This window comes from Candidatus Neomarinimicrobiota bacterium, from assembly GCA_034716895.1.
In the GTDB taxonomy this organism is placed as follows: domain Bacteria; phylum Fidelibacterota; class UBA8477; order UBA8477; family JABMPR01; genus JABMPR01.
This window is the reverse complement of record JAYEKW010000113.1, coordinates 1-24,782: the sequence shown is the minus strand read 5'-3', so window position 1 is coordinate 24,782 and position 24,782 is coordinate 1. Positions and strand designations below refer to the sequence as shown.

The following is a 24,782-nucleotide window of genomic DNA, read 5'->3' as shown; positions in this document are numbered from 1 at the left end:
ACTTGACTTATTCTAAGCCAGATGTGATATTTTTTTTCGTCACCGACGATCTTTTTTGACTGAGCCAACATGGAGTAATTATAATCCTTTCAAGAGCTGCTTCAAAATAACAAGTTTTTGAACTTCCGAAGTACCTTCTCCTATGGTCAGGACCTTGGCATCTCTAAAAAAACGCTCGACCTGAAATTCCTTGATGTATCCATAACCACCATGAACTTGAACTGCAAAGTTGGTGGCTTGAACAGCAATCTCCGAGGCTTTCAACTTGGCCATAGCTGCTGCTTTCACCACGTTTTCACCCTGATCTTTGAGGTAACTGGCATAGTAAACCAGATGCCTGGCGGCTTCGATCTCCATGGCAATCTCAGATAACTGCAGTCCAATCCCCTGAAACCGGTGAATTTTTTTTCCAAACGCCTCTCGTTCATCAGCATATTGCAAGGCTGCCTGCAAAGCACCTTCTGCCAAACCAAGTGAAAGTGCCGCCACACTGATACGACCCCCAACCAAAGCTGACATCATTTGTTTAAAGCCGACATCCAACTCTCCCAGAAGTGCGTCACTAGGAACACGCATATTCTCGAAGGTTAATGCCCGAGTATCAGACCCTCGCCAACCCATCTTCTTTTCGGGTGGTCCAATGGTGAAACCGGGTGTCTCAGGGTCTACCATAAAAACAGATATCCCGCCCGGTCGTCTTGATGAGGGATCCGTGACTGCAGTCAGATTGCAGACTCCAGAGTAACCGGCATTGGTGATAAAATTCTTGGATCCATTGATGATCCAGTCATCTCCATCTCGAACTGCTGTTGTCTTTGTGCCACCTGCATCTGAACCTGCCTCAGGCTCTGTCAATCCAAAACAGGCCAGATATTTACCGGTGATAAGATTTTCAAGGTGTTGACTTTTTTGCTTTTCACTTCCAAATAAAAAAATGGGATAAGTACCCAGTGAAATATGAGCTGCCACAGTAATTGCAACGGAGGAATCAACTTTTGCCAACTCCTCAATAACCAGGGTATATGCCAGTGTATCCATCCCGGCTCCCCCATACTGCTCCGGGAAAGGGATGCCCAGCAATCCTAATTCTGCCAGTTTTGGAATCAATTCCAGGGGAAAGCGTTCTTCTTTATCCAGATTTTCGGCAATTGGGGCGACTTCGTTTGCAGCAAAATCACGCACCATATCCTGTAGCATGTGGTGCTCTTCCTGGAAGTACGGTTTCATTTCAACATCCCTCTCATCTCAAACAATAAACACCAATTACCATTTAATCACTGAAGCACCCCAGGTAAATCCGGCACCAAATGAGGCAACGACTATAATATCTCCGCGCTCGATCTTACCCTCAGCCATGGCTTCGTAAAGGGCAATGGGAATCGAGGCAGAGGTCGTATTTCCGTATTTATGAATATTTGAATAGACTACTTTGTAAAGCTCCAGCTCCAGACGATTTGCAACAGCCTCTGTGATGCGTAGGTTAGCTTGATGCGGTATAACCAGTTTCACCCGATCTTTCTCAACACCAGCTACTGCTAAAGCCTCTTTGATCACTGCTGGAAATTTTGTAATCGCGTGCTTAAAGACACTGCGACCATTCATACTGACGCGCCCATAACCTTTATCCAATAGTTCATGAGTAAGAAAGGGATTGTCCAGAGTAGAGGGTGTCCGCAGCATCAGATCTTCAGCGTAACGTCCATCTGAATGAGTAACAACTGAAAGTAGACCGTGATCCTCTTCTGTTGCTTTGATAACAACAGCAGCGGCTCCATCCCCGAAGAGAACGGCAGTATCCCGACCCGCTGTAGAAAAATCCAGGGCTACCGACTGCACTTCAGAGGTGATGAGCAACACATTGTCATGGGCTCCTGATTCAATAAATGCTTTAGCTATGGACAGTCCATATATAAATCCGGAACAGGCCATACGAATGTCTACTGCCGGCGTTCCCGGTATGCCCAGTCGTCTGGTCATCATGGGACCTCCACCCGGAACAAAATAATCGCTGGCCATTGTTGAAAAGATGATATGATCCACGTCCTCAGCTGTCATACCTGCTTTTTCAAGTGCTTCTTCTGCAGCTTTCAGGGCAAGATCAGTTGTACATTCCCCATCTACGTGATGCCGTTCCTGGATGCCAGAACGCTCCCTGATCCACTGGTCAGAAGTGTCCATTACTTTTTCCAGGTCCTGATTGGTCACAATTTTAGGTGGAACATACATTCCAACAGAATCGATATATGCTTTTCTCATTTTTTCCTCTAATTCATCAGTCGAATATCTTTTAGTTCCAATTGAATGGTTTTGCGTCCTTGCCACTCATTTTCAGCAAGTGCGTAAGCCATCTCTAACGGCTTATTGGCGTATAATAATTCAAGATCTTCAGCCATCCCAAACCCAATGGCATCTAAAACGGTCCGACCCTGCCTAACTTTGAATTTTAGATGATTTTTTCCCACGATCTTGGGACGCGGATATCCGATCACTTCCAGATTCTGGCTGGCAAACAGTGGTCGCATATTTCCAGGTCCATAAGGAGCCAGACGACGCAGGGTTTCCAATAGCTGCGTATTGACTTGGCCCAATTCTATCACAGACTCGATCTTCAACCGGGGTCGCATCATTTCTTCGGTTATCTGCTCCAGTGCAACTTCCTGAAAACGTTGTTCGAAAGCCTCTATATTTTCTGGATCAATGGTCATGCCTGCCGCCATGGTGTGTCCGCCAAAGGTCACCAGTAGATCTGCACATTGTGAAAATGCGGCATGTAGGTCAAAGCCATTGATACTGCGGGCTGATGCTTTTCCCACACCATCGTTCACAGCAATGATAACAGTCGGCACATAATAGCGTTCTTTCAGCTTTGAAGCCACAATGCCAATCACCCCATGGTGCCAACCTTCCTGGGATAGTACGAGAGATCGTTTGGCCCGAGGATCAGATTTGGAGTTCGCCTGCAAGACAGCTTCATCGAAGATTTTGGCTTCCACCGTTTTCCGGGCTTCATTTTCGGAATTTAGAACAGCCGATAATTCACGTGCTTTAGACTGGGTGTCAGTTGTCATCAGATGGACTGCACGCATGGCTTCCCCCAAGCGTCCAACAGCATTAATCCGGGGTCCCAGGCCAAATAGTACATCAGATACCGCCACCTCATCCCGGGTGATACCGGCGACTTTCTTCAAAGCCTTGATCCCAGGACGTTTCCCATGTCCGATCAGTTTGAGTCCTTCGCCTACGATGATACGATTCTCACCGATAACTTGCACAATATCAGCTGCTGTACCAATAGCCGCCAGATCAAGATTCTGGTTGGCTTGCTCTGGAGCCAGACCACGACTTTGGCTCAATGCCTGGGTCAGCTTAAAGGCAACACCTGCACCACAGAGATCTTTATTAGGATATTCACAATCGGATTGTTTTGGGTTCAAAATTGCGACAGCGTCAGGAAGTTTTTTATCGGGTATGTGATGATCGGTTATCATCATTTTTATGCCTTTTGAATTGGCATATTCAGTCTGTTCAACTGCCGTGATCCCACAATCACAGGTAATGATCAATTTGGCATCAATCTCGGCTGCATAATCAATGCCCTTGTGCGACACCCCATAGCCTTCTTTTGTCCTATCCGGTATATAATATTCTGATTTACCGCCGATTGACTGAAGAAAAAGATGCAAAAGAGAGGTGGCTGTTGTGCCATCTACATCATAATCGCCAAAGATCAGGATGGTTTGATGTGCATCCAGACATTTGGAAACCTCGGCAACTGCGGTTTCCATGTTGAGCATCAAAAAAGGATCCAGTAAGCGAGCGATTGAAGGATTGAAGAATTCCCGGGCAAGGTCAATGGATCTTAATTCCCTGCGCCAGAGGATGCCAGCTACCACAGTCGAAACACCCAGAGAAGTCGCCAGGGTATCTATTTCAGCTTGAGGGCTATCTTGGATGATCCATATTTTTTCCATAATTAACAGGTCTGTAGTATAAACTTTATTGTGGTTTTTTTCACGAGAAAAACAAGCTCATTTTCTTGGCTTAAGTCAAAGGTGACGAAAGCGCTAGAAGTATCTGAGAATTCATAAAATGTACCCTGAAACCATTAAATACAACCACATATAGTGAACAAGCCTAAAACCATATATATCAACACATCGCGTCATTTCGATGAACTCAATACAACGCTCTGCGCGCTCTGCCTGTGCGGCGAAGCTTGTAGAGCGTAGACGTGCGAGAGGGGCTTTTTGCGAGAGCGTCAAAGGTCAAAAAGTCAAAATTCATATCACAAAAAACTATTATGGGCGTTTTATAACTTCTCATACGATATCATCATAGATGACCAAAATTATAATTATTGAAGAAATTAATAATCAAAATAATGGATGGATCTATAAGCCGGATTCTGTCTTATTTTCAGAGAAAATGAGGCAGCCATTGGTCTGGATCACAGTTTGCGCTGTGATACCAGCTTCCTACCCGAAGAGTATCGTTCATGACGATATGGCGGACCACCAATCTCTTCTGCTTGGAATTGCTCCGGCTGGGGTTTTCCCACATGGTCAATTGCCTGACCACGGCGTGAGCTCTTACCTCACGATTTCACCCTTACCCACCTACGCTCTGCGAGCTCCGGTGGGCAAGCCCGCTCTATTCATTTATATAAGGGACCTGCCTGCCGAAGCCCGAAGGGCGTAGATAGGCGGTATCTTTTCTGTGGCACTTTCCATCCCCACCAGATCGGTGGAGTCCCATGCTCCAAACATGGGCAACCTGTCCTGCGGAGTCCGGACTTTCCTCCCAGCATTTGCCAGGCGACTGCCCGATCCACCCATATTAAAAAGCACTTGCAAAATAAGCTGATTGAATCGATCTAAAAGAAAAATGACCCGCATAAGCGGATCATTTTTTTATATAAAAGTTCTCCTTGGAGACGCGAAAGAACCGAACTACACCTCATCCTTGGGAATATGCACCAGGATACGTCCACAATTTTCACACTCGATAAATTTATCCATCTGCCGAATATCATATACGACTTGAGGTGAAAGTTGTTTATGGCATCCAGCGCAAGCAGAACGTTCAATAGCCACGACCGCCCGCCGACGAGCTTTGAGGATACGTTCATATTTTCGTAGATAACGTTGACTGATATTCTTTACCAGAGCTTCTCGCTGAATTTCTAATTCTTTCTGTTTGACATCGGTGAGATCAGATTTCTCTTTCAATTCATCACGATTTGCTTCCAACTGCTTAACAAAAGTTGTACTCTGCTCCTTTGATGAAGCCACAGACTCTTCCAGCGTTTCTATCTCAGATTCAAGAATAAACTGCCTGTTTTCCATTTCGATCATCCCGGATTTTACCGTTTCAATCTCATTGGTAAGAGCATCGTACTCCCGATTTGTCGTAACCAGATACAGCTGATCCTGATATTTTTTGACTTTCGCTGCTGCATCCATAAGGGTGCCCTTGATACTTGTCAATTCCTTCTGATTCTCATCAAGAGAAGATTGGGCGCTCGCTAACTCAGTTTTTATTGAGACGGCCTGGGATTCCAGTTTTTCAACCTGGGCAGGAAGACTACCCTTTTTCTCTTCGATCTCGAAGAGTTGGCGATCTATTTCCTGGAGATCAATCAGAGACTTTAATACATTTTTCATTGACACCTATCTCTCTGTGTATATCATACGAAAAGTGCACCATTTGGTGCACCAATTAATTTCATTCGAAGTGGCTCAGGAAGTTGCTGCTTGAAGTGGAACGTTTGCTTTATCTCTCGCCTAATCACGTCGTGCAATATACAAGGCATCGAAGCCACAACAAGTAGCTATAATCAGTTTTGATTGTTTTTTTACAAACCTGTTTGCTGGGTTTCTTTCAGCTCTGGTTCTTTCGATCATCACGGATTTGGTGCATCACGATCATAGAGACCACAATGAGGCTTAGTGGGAAAACTAGACAGACATGTACTCATGAACCATTCCATTCCTGAAGGAATACCGCCATCTCGTGACGGTTGATTAAAATAATTCGGTGATCAGAATCCTCTCAGCAAGCCAGGTATGCAGATCAGCGACTGGTACTCTTATTTGCTCCATACTATCCCGATCCCTTACGGTCACAGCCTGATCTTCCAGCGTTTCAAAATCTATGGTCACACAAAACGGGGTTCCAGCTTCATCCATCCGACGATAACGGCGGCCTATAGCACCTTTCTCATCATAGAAAACATTAAAATGACGTTTTAACTGATCTTTCAATTCTGTTGCGTATTCTTTGAGGCCACCTTTTTTTACCAAGGGCAAAATAGCCACCTTGATCGGGGCAACCCGGGGGTGAAAATGCATGACAGTTCTCACAGATCCATCTTCCAGAGTTTCTTCCTCATAGGCCTCGGACAGAATAGCCAGAACTATCCTATCACAACCAGCCGAGGTTTCTATGATGTATGGTGTATACTTTTCATTGGTATGTGGATCCCGATATCCCATACTTTTCCCAGAATGCTCTTCGTGTTGCTTGAGGTCAAAATCAGCACGATTATGAATTCCTTCCAATTCACTCCAACCAATGGGAAATTTATATTCAATATCATATGCAGCACGAGCATAGTGAGCCAATTCATCAGGTCCATGTTCTTCAAAACGTAAATTCTCACGACTGATCCCGATGGTATCATAGAAGCTCATTCTACGTTCTTTCCAGGTCTCAAACCATTCATCAGATTCATCCGGTTTAACAAAAAACTGCATTTCCATCTGCTCAAACTCACGGGTTCGAAAAATAAAGTTTCCTGGAGTGATCTCATTCCTGAAAGCTTTCCCGATCTGGGCAATTCCAAAAGGGATCTGCTGACGGGAAGTATCGACAACATTAGGAAAGTTCACAAAAATACCCTGGGCTGTTTCTGGTCTTAAATAAATATCGGATGCAGTATCTTCAACCGCTCCCATTTGAGTTTTGAACATGAGATTGAACTGGCGGGACTCAGTAAGCTCACCGCCGCAGTCAGGGCAAACATGCGACTTCAGGGTTTCCTCAGACAGGGTATCTGCCCGAAAGCGAGTCTTGCAGGCTTTGCAATCAACTAATGGATCTGTAAACCCGCCAACATGACCACTGGCCTCCCAGACTTTCGGGTGCATGAGAATTGCAGCATCCAACCCCACAATATTATCATGCTCACGAGTCATGGCATTCCACCACATCTGTTTGACGTTCAGTTTCAGTTCAACGCCCAAAGGACCATAGTCGTAGCAGGCATTGATCCCACCATAGATCTCACTTGATTGGAAAACAAAACCACGGCGTTTTGCCAGGGATACCAGTTTATCAAAACTATCTAATTGTGTCATTCTCTTCTCGCATTCTCAATTTTTAATAATCTGTCAGTCTTTTGCTTTTGAGTCTTCAATATCAGAGACACTGATCTCGTGCTTACACTTGGGACACAGGGCGTAATCACCCTTTTTCTTAGTTGACTTGACCACCATATAGGGATTTTGACAAGCCGGACATACATGGGCAATTGGTGGATCCCAACTGACAAAATCACAATCAGGATATTTTGTACAACCGTAAAAAGTCCGACCCCGTTTGGAACGTCGCGGTGATATTTCGCCTTTGCAATCGGGCTTGGGACAGGGCATCAATATGGTAAAGGGTTTGGTGAATTTACACTTTGGATAGGCTGAGCAAGCATAGAACTTGCCATAACGACCGTCTCTAAGGATTAGAGGTGATCCACATTTCTCACATTTCCCATAATCTTTAGCTTCTTCATCTTCGCCTCCCTCGCCTGGCTTTGGACTATCCAAGGGTCGAGCATTTCGGCAAGTGGGAAAACCAGAGCAGGCCAGGAACCGACCATTTTTACTCCATTTAATGACCATCGGTTTCCCGCATTTTTCACAGACCTCTCCACTATCCTCTTGCAGAGATTTCTTAATTTCACTATAGGATTTAGATGAGTCTGCCAGCCATTTTTCCAATAGAGCCCAAAATTCCTGCATAATGTCAAGGTAGGTAAGCGAACCCTCTTCCACCTTATCCAAGCGACTTTCCATCTCTCGGGTGAAGGTTGTATTAACCAGATCTGAGAAATTCTCAATCAGCAACTTGTTGGTCACTTTGCCCAATTCTGTGGGAAAAAGTTTACGCTTCTCAGATTGCACATAGTTTCTGGCCTGGACCACGGAGATGATATTTGCATATGTTGAGGGGCGACCAATACCTTCTTTATCAAGCACTTTCACTAAACTGCTTTCAGTGTAGGGGGCTGGGGGCTGGGTGAAATGCTGATCCGTATCCACGTGGAGCAGTTCCAGGAGTTCACCTTTTTTTAGATCAGAGGGAAGATGACTTTCTTTTTCTGTTTCCTTCTCAAAATAAACCTTCCGATATCCATCGAAGACCAGATCAGAGCCAGCAGCTCTCAATCCAAACCGTGATCCTGCTTGAATCTCAATAGCAGATTGATCGAATACTGCCACTGCCATTTGCGAAGCAGTGAAACGTCGCCAGATCAGATCATAAAGTTTTGCCTGAGGACCTGTCAATGAAGCTTTGGCAACATCAGGGTGAAGGGCCGGGTTTGATGGTCTGATGGCTTCGTGAGCATCCTGGATCTTACCTTTATTTTTCCCAAACTGGCGTTCTTTAGCCGGCAAATATTTTGCGCCAAAGGTTTCTAGAACATGAGCCCTGATAGTCTCAACTGAAGAGCTGGCCACACGTGTTGAATCAGTACGCATGTAGGTGATCAAACCGGTGGTTTCACCATCCTGAAGTGTGATACCTTCATAAAGCTGCTGAGCCAGGGTCATGGTTCGCTTGGTAGTGAATCCTAATTTCTGAAAAGCAGCCTGTTGCATAGTACTGGTAGTGAAAGGAGCTCTGGGATTGCGACGAACTCGCTTCTTCTCCACGGAACTGATCGTGAAAGTTTCTTCCTTTAGCTCGTGACGAAGCGCCATGGCGACTGTCTCATTTAAGATGATCGCTTTTTTTCCGTCCACTTTTTGAAGCTCAGCCGAAAAAGAATGCTTCTGTTCGGTCTCAACCTCAGTTTTAATGGTCCAGTACTCCTGGGGTTCAAATCGATCGATCGCTTCCTGTCTTTCGCAGATCAGCCGCAAAGCAACCGACTGGACTCGACCGGCGCTCAAACCTGAGTATAAGACTCTCCACAGAAAAGGGCTGACCTTGAATCCAACCAGGCGATCAATGATACGTCTAGCTTGCTGGGCATTAACCAGATTCATATCGAGTTCTGTAGCATTGCGCATCCCCTCGAGAACGCCATTTTTGGTGATTTCGAAAAACATGACGCGGTGAGTAGGCTTATTCAGATTTTTCAAGATGCGGGTCACATGCCAACCAATGGCCTCACCTTCGCGGTCAGGGTCAGTCGCGATAAAGACTTGAGTAGCCTTCCGGGCAGCTTCCTTGAGGGCTTCAACATTCTTTTTCTTGCCAGGTATGATGACATACAGCGGTTTAAAATCTTCCTTAAGATCTACTCCTAATTGGGTTCTGGGTAAATCTCGAATATGACCAACAGTGGAAAGAACCTTATATTCATCCCCCAAATATTTTCGTATTGTACTGGCTTTAGAGGGTGATTCGACGATGATAAGATTTTGAGACATGGGCTTCCTTTTGACTTCAAATATTTCAAGTCACGGATAATATTCCGCCACCTATGGAAAAGCAATACCTGGTATGCCTCCTTTTCGGCATATATTATTTGTAACGATTCCAAATTTCACCCCATCAAAGGAGTGCATCATAAACGCTTGCCAGATAAACGAAATGAGTAAAACATGAACACACTTTTGCCAGTCCTGAAACATGCACTTAGTATCAGTTTTTTCGTCTTTGTCATGATGCTGGTGGTTGAATACTTCAATGTGATATCCAAAGGGAAATGGGAAGCCTACTTCTGTCGTCAAAAAGGCTGGATGCAATATTTCTTGGCTGCGATCCTGGGGGTAATGCCTGGTTGCCTCGGTGCTTTTGCAGCAGTGACTCTCTACAGCCACCGTATGTTTTCTTTAGGAGCGATCGTGGCTACCATGATCGCTACCAGTGGCGATGAAGCTTTCGTAATGTTTGCCATGTTTCCCGGGAAGGCACTATTGATCTCAATCATTTTATTTGGTATTGCCATGATCAGCGGGTGGCTGGTGGACCGGATATTTAAAACAGGCCTGGATCACCTTCAGCAGGATCGTTGTGAGAAAATGGTCATTCACGATTCCAACATTATGCCCCTTTTACCGGGCTGGAAGACATTCCGCTCATCTTGGTCCGAGAGCACCCGGGTTATCCTGTTATTTGGTTTGCTTCTTTTTATTTCACTACTAGCTGCCGGAATCCTGGGTCCTCAAATATGGAACTGGAAGCGCATCACTTTTATGCTCGTAGGAGTTATCGGAATTTGGATCGTAGCGAGCAGCTCGAAACATTTTATCCATGATCATCTCTGGAAACATGTGACCAGAGAGCATCTCCCGGCACTATTTGCCTGGACCTTTGCTGCACTTTGGGTTATTCACTATACAAATGACCACATGGATCTGGCAGCCCTGATCGAGGAAAGCAGACTGCAGGTTACTATACTCTCTGCTTTGGTGGGCATCATTCCCTCTTCGGGACCTCACCTGCTGTTCGTAACTTTATTTTCAAAGGAGCTGATTCCTTTGAGTACTCTTGTAGTAAGTTCTATCGTCCAGGATGGACACGGTATGCTGCCGCTCCTGGCTTTCAGCAGACTTGATTTCCTGAAAGTGAAGGGTATTAATCTGATCGTGGGGATCCTGGTGGGGATTATCTGGCTCGTTCTTGCTGCTTAAATAATCCTTAATTTCCATAACCCTGAGGATTGTTTGATTGCCAGCGCCAGGAATCTTCACACATCTCCTCAATACCTCTGGTGGCTTTCCAGCTTAAAAGATCGGCAGCTTTATGAGTATCGGCATAACATTGGGCAATATCTCCTGAGCGTCGACCAACAACCTGATAGGCTACAGATTTCCCGCAAACTTTTTCAAAGGCTTTGATCAATTCCAAAACACTATAACCACTTCCGGTTCCCAGATTTACCGTGACCAGACCTGGTTTTCCCGATAGATACTCCAGGGCTTTCAAATGCCCGTTAGCCAAATCAACAACATGAATGTAGTCACGAACACCTGTTCCATCGGGGGTTTTGTAATCATCGCCAAATATGGAAAGCTGCTCAAGCTTGCCCACTGCCACTTGTGAAATATATGGCATCAGGTTATTGGGAATTCCGTTGGGGTCCTCTCCGATCTGACCGCTCTTGTGGGCGCCCACCGGATTAAAATAGCGCAAGAGGGCAATATCCCATTCAGCATCAGAAACGGTGAGATCCCGTAGCATCTCTTCGATAATTAGTTTAGAGCGCCCGTAGGGGTTCGTGGCTGAGACAGGAAAATCTTCGGTGATAGGCACAGATGCCGGGTCACCATAGACCGTTGCTGAAGATGAGAAGACCAGCCGCTTTACAGAATGGCGATTCATCACCTCCAATAGATTCAAAGTACCTGTTAAATTATTCTGGTAATACTTAAGGGGAATGGTCACTGATTCGCCGACTGCCTTAAATCCAGCAAAATGAATAACTGCGTCCAATTCATGCTGTTCGAATACTTGATTCAGATCTGATTTGTCTAATAGATCAACTTCATGGAAGGTGACATGCTTCTTTGTAAGCGCCTCAACCCGCCTTAATGACTCACGACTGCTATTGGACAGGTTGTCAACCACAATAACCTGATCCCCATTCTCAAGCAATTCCAGGACGGTATGACTGCCAATGTAACCGGCACCGCCAGTAACTAAGATATTAGACATAATGATTCTTTCATGTTAAATATATTTTAAAATTAACAGTCCGTCACACCGAGCAAAGCCGAGGTGGTTAGGTTCCATTCCAAGTTTCGACTTTCTAGTTTCCAGGTTTCCATTATCCCTTTTTGTAACACCCAGGTGTCCAAAAGTTTCAACGATAAGCCGGAATACCGGTGATGCTCTCTCCAACCACCAGGGTGTGCATTTCATGGGTTCCTTCATAAGTCAGAACTGACTCCAGATTTGCAGCATGGCGCATGGCTACATATTCATCAGTAATACCGCTAGCTCCCAAAATTGTTCTGGCTGATCTAGCAATCTCGATAGCCATACGGACATTATTCATTTTTGAAAGACTGACCTGTTTGTGATTCATGGTTCCACGATCTTTCAGACGGCCTAATTGTAGCGTCATGAGTTGCGCTTTAGTGATCTCATTCAGCATTTCAGCCAGTTTTTGCTGGGTTAGCTGGTAGGCTGCAATGGGTTTATCGAACTGAATCCTGGTTTTGGCATATTCCACTGCTTCTTCATAACAATCTATGGCGGCTCCCATCACACCCCAATTGATCCCGTAGCGAGCTTGGGTAAGGCAGCTCAAGGGGGCACGCAGTCCATTGGCATCCGGAAGTCGATTTTCCAGTGGGATCCGGCAATGATCAAGTACAATTTCACCCGTGATAGAGGCGCGGAGTGAAAGCTTCCCTTTGATCTGAGGTGTTTCAAATCCAGCGATTCCACGTTCCACCAGAAAACCCTGAATCTCACCTGATTCAGCTTTAGCCCAGATCAGAGCCACATCAGCCACTGGAGAATTGGTGATCCACATTTTGGTTCCAGTAAGGATAAAACTATCGCCATCCTGCTTTACTCGAGTGAGCATTCCTCCGGGATTGGATCCAAAGTCCGGTTCTGTGAGTCCAAAACAGCCGATTTTCTTGCCTGAGGCCAGTAAAGGTAGCCACTTATCTTTTTGCTCAACAGAACCATACTTCCAGATGGGCCACATAACCAGGGCACCCTGAACTGAAGCAAAACTACGGAGACCAGAATCTCCTCGTTCTAATTCCTGCATCATCAGTCCATAGGCTACATTGTTTAAACCGGCCGTTCCATATTCTTCAGGTAGACTGGAACCAAAAAATCCCATTTCACCCATTTCAGTCTGCAGATCCATGGGAAAGGTTCCCTCGCGAAAATGTTTGGCAACAGTAGGTTTAAACCGATCTTGCACCCAGTCATGGGTCATGTTTTGGACAGCAATCTCTTCTTCGCTCAGTAAGCTTGAAATATTAAAATAATCAGGACCAACAATTCTAGCAGACATGCACTATCTCCATTTTGAGCATTAAAGGTAAGCACGGGGTAATCCAGGAAAATAGAAATGATTATCCTAAACCTGTTTTCAGAAACTTTTATAGAAATCATTTCTTTCGGTTCGATAAACGAATAATATCATACCATGCAGAACCAATCACTTTTCCAGTTCACAGATGTTGCCTATGAGGCCGGTGGAAACAAAATCCTTAGCGGAGTCAGTTTTGAAGTTCAGAAAGGTGAATTTCTGGCTGTCCTTGGAGCCTCAGGAGCCGGAAAGAGCTCGTTACTCAGAATGTTCAATTCTCTGGCCAGTCCAACTTGGGGACAGATCAACTTTCGCGGTCAGGATATTGATAATGATATTCAATGTTTGCGCAAAAATGTGGGAATCCTCTTCCAAAATCCAGTGGTGTTCTCCGGCAGTGTAAAAGAGAACCTGCTGGTTGCTGGTCGTTGGGATCAAACCATTGCCCAAACCATTGACCATGACCTCAGTAACGCGCTTGAACAAGTGGAAATGGGCAATATCAAATTGACTCATAATGCCAAAGATCTTTCCGGTGGGGAACAACAGCGACTTGCTCTGGCACGAACTTTATTGAATCACCCTCAAGTATTGCTATTGGATGAGCCCACATCCAACCTGGATCCAAAGCTTTCCAGGTCCATCATGGATCTGGTAAACAGACTACGCAAGACCTTGAACCTGACTGTAATTGCAGTTTCTCATAACCACCAGCTTATGCGTCGCTACGCACAACGGGTGATCGTGTTATCCCAGGGTAAAATAGTGGGAAATGGTTCTTTTAAAGCACTAGACCAGGCAACAATTTTTGAAAAAGCCGGGCTACTTGAAAGCGGGGCCGATGATGAGACCTGATTTCTATGTCCTGACCTGGAACGATCTTATCGTCTCCCTATTTTTTATCGCCTTCTCTTTATTTTTGATCAGGAAGTGGAAGCTGGGCTTGGAACAGACTCTGCTTATTGGTACCCTCAGGTCATTTGTACAACTGACTCTTATGGGTTACGTTTTGACCTGGTTTTTTGATCAACAACATTGGGCATTTATGCTCAGCTTGCTTTTTATTATGATCCTCATCGCCAGTTATGAAGGAACCCGACGTCAAAAAAATGATATTCCTCATTTTTTTTCAGCCATGTTTGTTGCTTTACTCGGATCAGCGATCCTGATCTTGGGAACTATTTTGCTCTTTATCCTTGATGTTAAGCCCTGGTTCTCACCTTATGCGGCTATACCGATTGGCGGTATGATCATTGGAAATGGTCTGAACTCAACCTCACTCACAGCTAATCGTTTTGTTGGTGAATTAAGGCATCGTGAAAAGGAAATCGAAACACTCCTGGCTCTGGGGGCAACGCCTAAATTGGCAGTTTATGATGCCATGAAAGCATCCATTCAGGCCGCCCTTATTCCAAATATTAACACCATGATGACTGTCGGCCTGGTTCAGCTTCCCGGGGTCATGACCGGACAGATTCTGGCTGGTATTGACCCAATTATTGCTGTACGCTATCAGATCATGATCATGTACATGTGGTTTACAACAGCAACGATGGCCAACATAATTATACTGACCATCGTTTATCGACAATTCTTTACAAAAAAAATGCAACTCAGACGAGAGTTGCTGAGAGAGTAACCTATATCATCCCTTCAGTTTCCAGGAATTTATCGGTTTCATCTACATGTTTTTTAAAACCTTCCCAAAGTGCAGGGGCAACTGTGATGCCCTTCTGGGTTGGACGCCATTCATCCTCATCTGCCAGATAGTGAATCCGAAAGTCAACGTAGGTACGTCCTTTGAATTCCTTTACCTGAATAATGATTTTCTCAGTCTCGCTTCGTTCAACTTCACCAATGATCTTTTCCATTTATTTATCCTTTATATTTGTAATATTTTTTCCCCTCGCAGAGTTTGCAAAGCGCAGAGAGTTTTATGCCAAATATGGCACTTAGCCCCAGGGCGCAATATATTTCAAGTAACTGTACTAAATAAATTGAACCAGCACAGATTCCTAATACCGAATTTCAAAACCTGAAAACTCACCACTGTATCTCAGTGGCTGTTCTTCCAACCCGTCTACACTTGACCAGCGATTCCCAATCTTCACCTGTTTCATGAATTCCACTAAGAGTCCTTGTTCTCCTTCTGCCAAGCCGCTAACAGAACCATCTGCATTATTCTTGACCCAACCAGAAAGACCTAATTGTTGCCCGGTTCGCTGAATAAAAGCTCTGAATCCAACCCCCTGGACCCTGCCGGTAACTCGAAAACTGATCGATGTGTCCATTAATCTATTTCTTTTTTCTGATAGCTTCGTCGGGCAAAACCGATGGACAGTATTCAGCAAGCACACAGACGTGACATTGAGGACGTCTGGCAATACAAACGGCTCGTCCATGATCAATAATGAGGTGAGTAAACATCACCCAGTGTTCTTCATCGACGATGGACATCAATTCACGTTCAATTTTTACTGCGTCACTGTGGGTGGTGAATTCAAGAAGATTGGCCAGGCGAATCACATGAGTATCAACGACAAGGCCTGGAATGCCAAAAGCCGTTCCCAACACAACATTTGCCGTTTTTCGACCTACTCCAGGTATCTTGATCAACGTTTTCAGATCACCGGGAACTTCACCACCATGTTCTTCCAGCAACATCCTGGCGCAAGCACTCATGTTCTTGGACTTGCTATTATAAAAACCGGTGGAGTGGACAAGCTCAGCCAAATGCTCAACTGAAGCTCCAGCCATAGCCGCTGCTGTAGGATAAAACTTGAACAATTCAGGTGTCACTTTATTGACCCGATCATCAGTACACTGAGCTGATAACATGGTTGAGATCAGCAACTGAAAGGGTGAGCGATGATCAAGACTGCAGTGTGAGTTCGGATATGACTCATATAATCGGTCCAGAATAAGCCGCATCCTGGATTGCCTGTTTTTGATTGACTCTTTCATTTTGTCCAGTGGTGCTTTCTCAAATAGTTGGTCAACTCACTCGTTGACAGGGTGTTAATGATGTCTTCTGGACCCAATCCACCCTTACGAGCCATGGAAACTCCCAGGGGTATTGTTTCCAAACCTTTTGAGCTGTGTGCATCAGGATTGATGGAAAATTTCACACCTTTTTCCCGGGCCAGGGCAGCATATCGCCAATCCAGGTCAAGCCGTTTAGGGGTGGTGTTGATCTCGATGATCTTATCGTATTCAGCAGCCGCCTCAATGATACTGGGCAAATCAGGATCATAACCCTCCCGAGACAGTAACATGCGACCTGTAGGATGTCCCAATATGGTTGTAAAGGGACTTTGTAAAGCCCTGATGATCCGGTTTGTTTGTTTGTCCCGATCCAAATGGAAATGGCTGTGAATCGAGGCAATAACAAGATCGAAACCTGCCAGTAACTCCTCATCATAATCCAGACGACCATCACTGAGAATATCTGCTTCGATCCCCTTGAAAATATGGATGTCCGGGTACTGGTCATTTAGTTTATCAATGTGATCCCATTGTTTTTTAACTCGATCCGGTTTTAGCCCATTTGCATAATAGGCTGCCTGAGAATGATCACTGATGCCCAGATACTGGTAGCCCAGATCACGGGCAGCTCTAACCATCTGCTCCAAACTATTTTTACCATCGCTCCAGGTGGAATGAGCGTGGATGACCCCTTTGATATCTTGGACCTGGATCAGGGTCCGATCTGGCGGAAAACTATCAAAATTGTCTCTCAGCTCCGGCTCGATCCATTGGATATGAAGGACTTCACAGAGAGTAGCTTCAGTTAGACCTGTCGCATCCAGATCGGCACGGCTTCCCTGGTCATGAGTCAGACCCTTTACCCTTAAAGCTGAGTTGATCTTCTCAAGATAAGCGGATCCCCCCGTAAGCACGAGCTGACGCAACTGAAAATCGGAACTGCTGCTGATCCAAAGCTGAATGGGCAAACCGGTGTCATCCTTCAACGAGATGGGTTCAATATGTGTGAAATCAAAATTTTGGAATTGTATAAGATCATTTTTCAGGACAGCTAGATCGGCTTCCACAATAAAGTCAACACTCCTGATCAAGTCATCGCGTCGGCGAAGTCTTCCAGTGAGTTCTACCCGTTTGACCGAAGGCAGCGATGCCAATTTTTGGTGCCAGAGCTGGCTCACTTTCAATGCCAGATCTAAATGAAAATCGCTGACATGTCTTGCTTTAAACGCAATGGATTTTAGAAGCAACTGCTCCAGTTTTGAGCCAAAACCGCTCCAGCCAGCCAGTGTATTGGATCGGCAAGCTTCTTCCAGCAGTGTAATATTGCTGATCTCATGATCCAACCAGAGGGTTTGCACTTTTTTCAGGCTCAGTCCTTTCAGATCGAGCAGGACAGGTAATCCGGTTGGCAGGCGATCTTCCAATTCTTTTTCAAACCCGGGTCCTCCTGATTTAGCATAATAAAGGATGATATGTGCCAAAGTATCACCAATGCCACTGACTGCTTTAAGACGATCTTCATCAATGAGGACACCCATTTCTTCCGGATGCTCGCTGATGATGCGAGCGGCCTTTTCAAAAGCCCTGATCTTGTGTGGATTATCATCCAGAAGGGTCATCATGGCAGACAGACGTTTGATACGGGCGCTGATTTGAGAATTATTCATTGTTCAAAATAGTTTGTGAGTTGATGAGTTCAATGAGTTTATGGTTGGGAGGTTGGGGTGGGTGACGAGTGACAAGTGACGAGTGATGAGTGATGAGTGGTGAGTGGTGAATTTGGTTGGGGGTTGGGGAGTAAGGACTCTGAGTGATCTGAGTTCATTGAAAAGGGTTGGATTGGAGCTCCAGTGTGAGCTACGGATAAGGAACCTTTGTTCGAGGCATAGCCGAGTTTGAGGGGCGTATAATCGTGGGGTGTTTAGAGAGCAATGTTTTGAAACCACGCATGATTATTACATATTGGGTCCATGAATAGACACCGCATCGAACAAAAACGCGCCTTAATAAATCTGATCCGCACATGGTTTATGGAGCAAGGCTTCTTTGAGCTGGAGACTCCCCTGTTGGTGCCCTCACCCGGGATAGAGGTCCATCTCCATGGCTTTAAAACCAGTTATCTTGACCATGGAAACGAAATTCAGGAATACTACCTTCCTACTTCTCCTGAGTTTGCGATCAAGAAAGCGCTGGGCAACGGTTTTGAGAAAGTCTTTGAAATTGCCAGGGTTTTCCGCAATCATGGTGAGCTTGGCCCCCAACATCACCCTGAATTCAATATGTTGGAATGGTACCGTCCTGGAAATTATCAGGATATCATGGATGATGTCGATGCCCTATTACACACCCTGAGTGAAGATTTTAAATCTATTGATACCCCTCCCGGGTTCAGCTGGGATCAGAGTATTCAACGCACTTCCGTCAGTGACTGCTTTCACAAATATGCTGACCTGGATCTAGAGCAGGGGTTGAGGAACCAAAGGTATTGGCTTAGAGCAGCCCGGCAGGTCTTAAATGAATCGATCCCTGAGAATGAACCTTTTGAGGACATCTTTTTTCGAGTCTGGATGAAGCTGATTGAATCTAAGCTTGGAATAAGTCAACCCGAAATCGTCTATGATTACCCCGCTTCCATGGCTGCTCTTTCCAAGATCAAAGCGTCTGATCCCCAATGGGCTGAGCGGTTCGAACTCTATATCCAGGGAGTCGAGATTGGCAATGCTTTTAGTGAGTTAATTAATTCAAAAGAACAGATCAAACGTTTTAAGGATGCTAACCTGGAGCGCAAGATTCTCGGGTACCCACCCCATCCCGTGGATGAGGATCTGATCAAAGCTGTGGGAAAGATGAAGCCCACAGGTGGTATTGCCATCGGCATCGAACGTTTGTTAATGGTCCTTACCGGTGAATCAGATATACGTCAATTTTTTCTTCAACCATTGGGTGGATCCGGAGGAGCAACAAAGCGCAGGTAAAATTCAATGGGTGATTTTGCTCCAAAGGCACCCAGAACTACGTTTCCATCCTGATCCCGCCAGTTGGAAAGTCCCCGGTCTCTTAAAGGCAGGCCCGAATACACATAATTCCCATATTCATAACTATACGATTCCAATACCATTTTGTAAAGCCCCAGAGGAATCCCGATAAAATTGGCTGGATAGAGAGGTAGGCCATTTGAAGTATCAAGGCTTGTAGCAACTGCCAAAGCTGAGTAAAACCCACGGACTGAATCTGCAGTGAAGACCTCATCCATGATCACTCCACAAAAATTTGTCTCAATGGGTGTATTCCAGGTTAGAGAGGCATAGTTAAGCGTTGAAACATTGATGGTATCGACTTCCTGCGTTGTTCCGGGCCACTGTACATTCAGGGGATCATCTACGGGTATGGTGGAGGCTGTAATGATCCTGCCATCTGCAGTAGTCAGTTCCATTGTATATTCTGTCCCCGGCACCAGCACTACTTCTGAAAATTGGAGTGTTGGTATATACCCCCCATAAGTGTACCTGATATAAGTGTTTTTAACAACTTCAGAGGACGGACCACGCCCACCAAAGCTCTCATCAAAGTAGCCTGCCTGCCAGGACCATTTAAATTCAGCAACCAGCGCGCCAGATTCCCGCAAAATGACCGATGTCATGGTTGAATCATGGATTTGGGGTAAAATTTCAATATAGTCATCGATATGGGGTTCACCTGGATCAGGTTGACCATTCCCCCGCCCTTCATACTCACCATGGGGACCATGTTGTTTAATGCCCACATCATCATTCAGCGGCTCATCCTCATCCCAGCGACCATTACCATTCAGGTCGGTGTAGGATTCCCAGTCTCCGTTATCGTCAATTCCATTGTAAAGAGATGTATCAGTAATCAATATCGTTTTATCTACCCGGATCACCGATCGGGAAAAATCAGTCAGATCAAGCATTCCCTCGATGCGGAGTTCCTGTTCATAATTTTTAAATGCATCCTCAAAATTAGCGATGCTTAACTCTTCAGTACAAGACTGTACAAGAAAAACGGAAAAAGGAATAAGGAATAATTTCAATACCCATTGATTTGTAAATTTCATCGCATCACCTACAGTTTGAACTCTACACCAAAAGTGGGAAAGAAGGGAAACATACCAATACCTTCCACCGTTTTCTCTTCAAGATCCCAATTGTAAAAGAATGTATTAAAATGATTGGTGGCGTTGATCACCTGGATCTTAAATAGACCCTCTATTCCAAACGGCTGGATCTGCCGGGAGTAACTCACATCCATCCTGAAATAATTTGGATAACGGGCTGAATTTCGAAACCCTTTGAGCTCAGAAAAATCTGCATAAGGGTTTGTGAGATTATACCCAAATGTGCCATTCTGAGTCGGGACATAAGCAACGGTGGGAGTATAGAGGTTGGAACTACTGCTGGTCATGGTCAGTCCAAATGAGTTCTTTTTATTCAAGGCATAGTTCAGCACCAGATTGAGCGAATGAGGTTGATCGTATTTAGAGCTATAAACTTCCCCATCACTTTCAATGATCTCACCGTCTCCGTTAAAATCAAACTCCTGGCTACTTACCATATAGGAGTAACCCAGCCAACCAGTCATCTTCCCACTGCTTTTCTTCAGCAGGACCTCCGTGCCATAGATTTCAGCTGTTCCTTCGGTATAATCATCATCCTGGTCCAGAAAATCCTGATTGGGATTGATGACCAGCGTATTGCTGTATGGTTTATAGTAGCCTTCCAGACTGGCGAACCAGCCTTCACCCAGCCATTGTTCCAGCCCGAGGATATAGTGTTCAACTGATTTTGCTTTATAGTTTTCGGGGATAGGATTCCAGAAATCAACGATACTGAGAATAGCATCTTCATCCTGGGCAGTAAAGATGAACTGATTGTACTTACCCCAGGCACCCTTCAAAGCCAGATCCGTCGAAAGCAGATACTTGAAACCGAGACGTGGTTCATAGTACAAGTTTTCATGTGCGGAATATTTTGATACACGCAGACCCGCTTGAAACATGACCACTGGATTAGGCTGCCAGCGTTCCTGGAGAATACTGCTATAGATCATGTTTTTTTCGTGTTCATCGATTATATCCTGTTCCCCTTGTGATAGCCGAAAATCAACACCTAGATCCTTGATTTCGAATCCCGTCGTGAGCGTGTGCTCTGACGAAACGAACCAATCCAGGTTTTCTTTCAGAGTCCAGTCATCGATCTTATTAAAAACAACAATGTTTGATGATGTGGACTGTCCTGCGGTATCGGTTGTGGAGAACTCCATATCTACATCAAATTCATAAACTGTATTAGCAAAAGAAAGCGTAGATACAAACTTCGAATTGGGAACCCAGCGCCATTCAGAACTATTGGTTGTATTGCCCCAATCCCAATTGAAATTCACTTCATTTTCAGCTCGACCTATCTCAAAAAAGATCCGGTCCTTCCCGGCATAGTGTGAAAATGTCAGACGATTAGTGGGATTGATATTCTGAATGATCTTGCCCTGGACATCATAGAAATAGTACTTCCACTCCATTGGCTCATCTTTATACCAATAATACAAGCGGGCGACTTGATCAAAGTAGGTTCGTCTGCCGGATAACATCCAGGATCCTTTCAACAAAGGTCCTTCCGCCAGCAATTTGGAACTGAGCAGATTTACTTCACCCCTGACCTGACTCACGTCAAAAAATTTACCCAGTTTACGGCTATTGAATAATTTATGCTTGCGGGAATCACCTTCGCGACCAGTAATGCTCAGCACTGATGATATCCGATTGCCATAGTAGGCTGGATAACCACCAGCCAAAAACTTCGCATCAGCAATAGCATCGGCGTTGAAAGTGGAAAATACACCCCCCAGGTGAAAGGGGTTATAGATCTCAATACCATCCAACATGATCAGGTTTTCATCAGGGCTTCCTCCACGAACAACAAGGGCTGATGAAAAATCACTGGAAGACTGTACTCCCGGTAAAAGTTGCAGTGTTCGAAAAATATCAGCCTCTACAAAAGCCGGCATGGTCTTCACATCCCGCATACTTAGACTGACAGAGCTGACTTCTATTTGCTTTTCGAAGCGTTGCCGATCACCCGTAACGATAACTTCCTCGCCTTCAAGTGAAGAAGGTTGAATCTCAAAGTCATGTCGCTCCTCCAAACCAGCAATCACCACTATCTGTTTGGCTGTGTGGTTGTACCCCATCATCATGATTTGTAATGTGTAGTTCCCCGGAGGAATATTGGTAATGATATAGTATCCGGAATTGTCAGAAGCGGCGCCAATACCCGTGTTTTTCAAACTCACATTTGCATAAAGCAACGGTTCACCGGTTTCAGCATCGCGGAGAAAACCATTCAACCGACCGTATTTGGATTGCCCGAATACCTGTCCCAACATGATAAACATGAGGAGGATGGTGACTAAATATTGCAGGTTCTTTTTCATAAATTTTTCTTGATATGACTTTCACTTAACTATAGTGAAAAGATTTGACGATGGAAGTGCATTAATGTTCCGCCATGATGATATTTCCCTAAGCCATGTGTGATTTGATGATCTTCATGAATCCTGCACGATAATTTCCGCCTATTGGAATGGATCTTTTTCTCAGGAATATCATATTGCCACTGATGGAATTAACTTTACCAAGATTAACAATAAATGATTTGTGGACTCTGTAAAAGTGGCGCTCACCAAGAAGAGCCATGGTCTTTTTCATGGATTGGTAGGTCAGATACTTGTTTGAAGAGGCAACAACCTGGACATAATCTCCCACTGCCTCCACATACTCAATATTCTGCACATCGATGCGAATCATTTCACCTTCATGTTTCAGAAAAATAAAACCCGGATCATTTTTCTCCGGATCTGAATCACCTGTAGTGGATTGCTGGCTAAGACGATCCTGCACCTTATTGAGAGCCTGGATAAAACGGGGTAGTGAAAATGGCTTGTGCAGATAGTCCACAACATCCAATTCAAAACCCTCCACTGCATACTCTCGATAGGCGGTTGTGATGATTACCAGCGGTGGATTTTTCAGAGACTCCAGCATTTTCAGTCCGCTTAATTTGGGCATATTGATATCCAGGAAGATCAACTCCGGTTCAAATTCTTTAAGGGCTTCCAGAGCTTCGAAGGCATTTTTGCATTCAGCGGAAACCTCATATCCGGAAAGGTCAGACAGGTATTTAGCTACAACCCGTCTGGCAGGAGCCTCATCATCAATGATCAGACAGCGAATTAACTTTTTGGGCTTGTCCATCATCTAACTATCCTTTAGTTGAATCTTTAAATTTACCTGAAATTTATTGAGTCCGCGGTCAATCTTAAGTTCACAGGCACCTGGATAGAGAAGTTCCAGTCGTTTTCGAACATTTTCCAGCCCGATCCCACCACTTTTCTCCTGAGGATCATCAAGTTCAGTATCATCCTGCAGATTTTCACATTCAAAATGGAGGAGACCGGATGCGCTTACCTCCAGTTGAAGCCGAATATAGGGTTGCTGATCCTGGATATTGACACCATGCTTAAACGCGTTTTCCAGGAAGGGAACAAACAAGAGCGGAGCAATCTGAAAATCGTAGGGATTTTCCTGAATATCCAGTTTGATCTCCAGTGTATCCTCGACCCTCATCTTCTCCAGCTCCACATAATTACGGATAAAATCGATCTCCTTGCTCAGCCCAACTTGATCCGCCTGACATTCATAGATGATATAATTCATCAGACCGGAAAGTTTGAGGATCATCTCAGGTGTTTTCTCAGATTTGAATAGGCTGTAGGAGTAGATATTATTGAGGGTGTTAAACAAAAAATGCGGGTTGATCTGGGCTTTCAGAGAATTCAACTCAGCTCGCAGACGATTACTCTCGATCTCTGTCACAGACAGTGCAATCTCTGTTAACCTATTATTCTCCCGAATAAAGTGAAAGAATGAGCTAATACTGACAAAAATAAACTGCATCATCATATAAGCGGGGAAAAACATCCAGCGATTGGGGTGAGGACCGTGTCCCAAGTCACCCATAAATGGTCCAAAAACGGTAAAAATGATATATACAACGATCGCATTCAACAAGGCTATACTGAACAGTCCGAATCCATAGATGTAGTAACGTTTGGTGCTCAGAAATCTGGGGAGCAGAATATTGAGATTAATGTATACTGCGCTGGCTACCCCACTGAAGGGGATCAACTCAAAAAGCAGGGTGCGCCAGGCCAGGACGATATTATCATTTCTGATGGTTCTGAACAGCGCAAACAAAATGACCAGAGCAATCCAGAAGACGAAATGCTGCACCCAGTTTTTTTTGAATATTCTTTTTAATGTGGCGACCAGATTCATTTGCATAGCGCTTAATGTAATTGATGGTAAAGGGTATATCGGGTGATTTCGAGAAGTTAGTTCATTGGGGGGATGAAGCACCGGTTTTTCACGATAAATGAGAAAATATGGAATTATTGAAGCTCACCCACGATTATTAGTCGTGGGGGTTGATGATGAGAATATCTGCGATTAAACTTACCAGTTCTCGCCTAACTCTTCGAAATAGGATTGAGGATGGAG

20 protein-coding genes and 1 other RNA gene are annotated in these 24,782 nt (G+C 44.8%); 4 read left to right on the top strand and 17 right to left on the bottom strand.

Going from position 1 to position 24,782, the window contains the following annotated elements; translation table 11 throughout:
- Window positions 1-78: 78 nt before the first annotated feature.
- From U9Q77_07115 to topA, 7 genes are all read right to left on the bottom strand, one after another.
- Window positions 79-1,227 carry an acyl-CoA dehydrogenase family protein gene (locus U9Q77_07115; protein ID MEA3287129.1) on the bottom strand — a complete coding sequence of 383 codons (1,149 nt, stop codon included), beginning with the start codon at window positions 1,225-1,227 and terminating at the stop codon, window positions 79-81.
- 36 nt (window positions 1,228-1,263) lie between these two features.
- Window positions 1,264-2,256 carry a beta-ketoacyl-ACP synthase III gene (locus U9Q77_07110; GenBank protein MEA3287128.1) on the bottom strand — a complete coding sequence of 331 codons (993 nt, stop codon included), beginning with the start codon at window positions 2,254-2,256 and terminating at the stop codon, window positions 1,264-1,266.
- 8 nt (window positions 2,257-2,264) lie between these two features.
- A complete protein-coding gene (gene recJ, locus U9Q77_07105) occupies window positions 2,265-3,971 on the bottom strand; it encodes a single-stranded-DNA-specific exonuclease RecJ (GenBank protein MEA3287127.1) in 1,707 nt (568 codons plus the stop codon).
- 407 nt (window positions 3,972-4,378) lie between these two features.
- Window positions 4,379-4,834, bottom strand: an RNA gene (gene rnpB / locus U9Q77_07100) — RNase P RNA component class A.
- A 115-nt stretch (window positions 4,835-4,949) separates the two neighbouring features.
- Window positions 4,950-5,663 carry a C4-type zinc ribbon domain-containing protein gene (locus U9Q77_07095; GenBank protein MEA3287126.1) on the bottom strand — a complete coding sequence of 238 codons (714 nt, stop codon included), beginning with the start codon at window positions 5,661-5,663 and terminating at the stop codon, window positions 4,950-4,952.
- Window positions 5,664-6,023: 360 nt separating this feature from the next.
- Window positions 6,024-7,358, bottom strand: a complete 1,335-nt coding sequence (locus U9Q77_07090) for a glycine--tRNA ligase (protein MEA3287125.1) — start codon at window positions 7,356-7,358, stop codon at window positions 6,024-6,026.
- Window positions 7,359-7,391: 33 nt separating this feature from the next.
- On the bottom strand, window positions 7,392-9,653 hold the full coding sequence (gene topA, locus U9Q77_07085) for a type I DNA topoisomerase (protein ID MEA3287124.1): 2,262 nt from the start codon (window positions 9,651-9,653) through the stop codon (window positions 7,392-7,394).
- 174 nt (window positions 9,654-9,827) lie between these two features.
- On the opposite strand from topA, the gene U9Q77_07080 reads away from it, so the two are divergent.
- The gene (locus U9Q77_07080; GenBank protein ID MEA3287123.1) at window positions 9,828-10,859 is read left to right on the top strand and encodes a putative manganese transporter; all 1,032 of its coding nucleotides are present in this window, start codon (window positions 9,828-9,830) and stop codon (window positions 10,857-10,859) included.
- Window positions 10,860-10,866: 7 nt separating this feature from the next.
- On the opposite strand, the gene galE is transcribed toward U9Q77_07080, so the two are convergent.
- Window positions 10,867-11,883 carry a UDP-glucose 4-epimerase GalE gene (gene galE, locus U9Q77_07075; protein MEA3287122.1) on the bottom strand — a complete coding sequence of 339 codons (1,017 nt, stop codon included), beginning with the start codon at window positions 11,881-11,883 and terminating at the stop codon, window positions 10,867-10,869.
- 148 nt (window positions 11,884-12,031) lie between these two features.
- Complete coding sequence (locus U9Q77_07070; protein ID MEA3287121.1) at window positions 12,032-13,207, bottom strand: acyl-CoA dehydrogenase family protein; 1,176 nt, start codon at window positions 13,205-13,207, stop codon at window positions 12,032-12,034.
- A gap of 135 nt (window positions 13,208-13,342) precedes the next feature.
- Between U9Q77_07070 and U9Q77_07065 the strand changes: the two genes are divergently transcribed.
- Complete coding sequence (locus U9Q77_07065; GenBank protein MEA3287120.1) at window positions 13,343-14,080, top strand: ATP-binding cassette domain-containing protein; 738 nt, start codon at window positions 13,343-13,345, stop codon at window positions 14,078-14,080.
- Window positions 14,067-14,864, top strand: coding sequence for an iron export ABC transporter permease subunit FetB (gene fetB, locus U9Q77_07060; GenBank protein ID MEA3287119.1), 798 nt, complete (start codon window positions 14,067-14,069; stop codon window positions 14,862-14,864). Before U9Q77_07065 ends, fetB begins: the two co-directional genes overlap by 14 nt.
- 1 nt (window position 14,865) lies before the next feature.
- Here fetB and U9Q77_07055 read toward each other — a convergent pair whose 3' ends face one another.
- The 4 genes from U9Q77_07055 to U9Q77_07040 form a co-directional block, all read right to left on the bottom strand.
- Window positions 14,866-15,096 (bottom strand): transcriptional coactivator p15/PC4 family protein, encoded by a 231-nt coding sequence (locus U9Q77_07055; protein MEA3287118.1) that lies wholly within the window; start codon window positions 15,094-15,096, stop codon window positions 14,866-14,868.
- Window positions 15,097-15,240: 144 nt separating this feature from the next.
- Window positions 15,241-15,516, bottom strand: coding sequence for an acylphosphatase (locus U9Q77_07050; GenBank protein ID MEA3287117.1), 276 nt, complete (start codon window positions 15,514-15,516; stop codon window positions 15,241-15,243).
- A gap of 4 nt (window positions 15,517-15,520) precedes the next feature.
- Window positions 15,521-16,189, bottom strand: coding sequence for an endonuclease III (gene nth, locus U9Q77_07045; protein ID MEA3287116.1), 669 nt, complete (start codon window positions 16,187-16,189; stop codon window positions 15,521-15,523).
- Window positions 16,186-17,877: a PHP domain-containing protein gene (locus U9Q77_07040; protein ID MEA3287115.1), complete on the bottom strand. Its 1,692-nt coding sequence runs from the start codon at window positions 17,875-17,877 to the stop codon at window positions 16,186-16,188. Before U9Q77_07040 ends, nth begins: the two co-directional genes overlap by 4 nt.
- A gap of 303 nt (window positions 17,878-18,180) precedes the next feature.
- Between U9Q77_07040 and epmA the strand changes: the two genes are divergently transcribed.
- Window positions 18,181-19,185, top strand: a complete 1,005-nt coding sequence (gene epmA / locus U9Q77_07035) for an EF-P lysine aminoacylase EpmA (GenBank protein ID MEA3287114.1) — start codon at window positions 18,181-18,183, stop codon at window positions 19,183-19,185.
- On the opposite strand, the gene U9Q77_07030 is transcribed toward epmA, so the two are convergent.
- The 4 genes from U9Q77_07030 to U9Q77_07015 form a co-directional block, all read right to left on the bottom strand.
- A complete protein-coding gene (locus U9Q77_07030) occupies window positions 19,143-20,285 on the bottom strand; it encodes a hypothetical protein (GenBank protein MEA3287113.1) in 1,143 nt (380 codons plus the stop codon). The two genes, epmA and U9Q77_07030, sit on opposite strands and share 43 nt — an antisense overlap.
- Before the next feature lie 8 nt (window positions 20,286-20,293).
- On the bottom strand, window positions 20,294-22,657 hold the full coding sequence (locus U9Q77_07025) for a TonB-dependent receptor (protein MEA3287112.1): 2,364 nt from the start codon (window positions 22,655-22,657) through the stop codon (window positions 20,294-20,296).
- An 88-nt stretch (window positions 22,658-22,745) separates the two neighbouring features.
- The gene (locus tag U9Q77_07020; protein ID MEA3287111.1) at window positions 22,746-23,480 is read right to left on the bottom strand and encodes a response regulator transcription factor; all 735 of its coding nucleotides are present in this window, start codon (window positions 23,478-23,480) and stop codon (window positions 22,746-22,748) included.
- Entirely contained in the window at window positions 23,481-24,560 is a 1,080-nt protein-coding gene (locus U9Q77_07015; protein ID MEA3287110.1) for a histidine kinase, read from the bottom strand. It abuts the gene before it with no gap.
- Between the last annotated feature and the right edge of the window lie 222 nt (window positions 24,561-24,782).

Bases quoted from the DNA above. Each gene is read 5' to 3' on its own strand.
- U9Q77_07115 (MEA3287129.1), bottom strand. From the start codon at position 1,227: ATGAAACCGTACTTCCAGGAAGAGCACCACATGCTACAGGATATGGTG.
- U9Q77_07110 (MEA3287128.1), bottom strand. From the start codon at position 2,256: ATGAGAAAAGCATATATCGATTCTGTTGGAATGTATGTTCCACCTAAA.
- recJ (MEA3287127.1), bottom strand. From the start codon at position 3,971: ATGGAAAAAATATGGATCATCCAAGATAGCCCTCAAGCTGAAATAGAT.
- U9Q77_07095 (MEA3287126.1), bottom strand. From the start codon at position 5,663: ATGAAAAATGTATTAAAGTCTCTGATTGATCTCCAGGAAATAGATCGC.
- U9Q77_07090 (MEA3287125.1), bottom strand. From the start codon at position 7,358: ATGACACAATTAGATAGTTTTGATAAACTGGTATCCCTGGCAAAACGC.
- topA (MEA3287124.1), bottom strand. From the start codon at position 9,653: ATGTCTCAAAATCTTATCATCGTCGAATCACCCTCTAAAGCCAGTACA.
- U9Q77_07080 (MEA3287123.1), top strand. From the start codon at position 9,828: ATGAACACACTTTTGCCAGTCCTGAAACATGCACTTAGTATCAGTTTT.
- galE (MEA3287122.1), bottom strand. From the start codon at position 11,883: ATGTCTAATATCTTAGTTACTGGCGGTGCCGGTTACATTGGCAGTCAT.
- U9Q77_07070 (MEA3287121.1), bottom strand. From the start codon at position 13,207: ATGTCTGCTAGAATTGTTGGTCCTGATTATTTTAATATTTCAAGCTTA.
- U9Q77_07065 (MEA3287120.1), top strand. From the start codon at position 13,343: ATGCAGAACCAATCACTTTTCCAGTTCACAGATGTTGCCTATGAGGCC.
- fetB (MEA3287119.1), top strand. From the start codon at position 14,067: ATGATGAGACCTGATTTCTATGTCCTGACCTGGAACGATCTTATCGTC.
- U9Q77_07055 (MEA3287118.1), bottom strand. From the start codon at position 15,096: ATGGAAAAGATCATTGGTGAAGTTGAACGAAGCGAGACTGAGAAAATC.
- U9Q77_07050 (MEA3287117.1), bottom strand. From the start codon at position 15,516: ATGGACACATCGATCAGTTTTCGAGTTACCGGCAGGGTCCAGGGGGTT.
- nth (MEA3287116.1), bottom strand. From the start codon at position 16,189: ATGAAAGAGTCAATCAAAAACAGGCAATCCAGGATGCGGCTTATTCTG.
- U9Q77_07040 (MEA3287115.1), bottom strand. From the start codon at position 17,877: ATGAATAATTCTCAAATCAGCGCCCGTATCAAACGTCTGTCTGCCATG.
- epmA (MEA3287114.1), top strand. From the start codon at position 18,181: ATGAATAGACACCGCATCGAACAAAAACGCGCCTTAATAAATCTGATC.
- U9Q77_07030 (MEA3287113.1), bottom strand. From the start codon at position 20,285: ATGAAATTTACAAATCAATGGGTATTGAAATTATTCCTTATTCCTTTT.
- U9Q77_07025 (MEA3287112.1), bottom strand. From the start codon at position 22,657: ATGAAAAAGAACCTGCAATATTTAGTCACCATCCTCCTCATGTTTATC.
- U9Q77_07020 (MEA3287111.1), bottom strand. From the start codon at position 23,480: ATGATGGACAAGCCCAAAAAGTTAATTCGCTGTCTGATCATTGATGAT.
- U9Q77_07015 (MEA3287110.1), bottom strand. From the start codon at position 24,560: ATGAATCTGGTCGCCACATTAAAAAGAATATTCAAAAAAAACTGGGTG.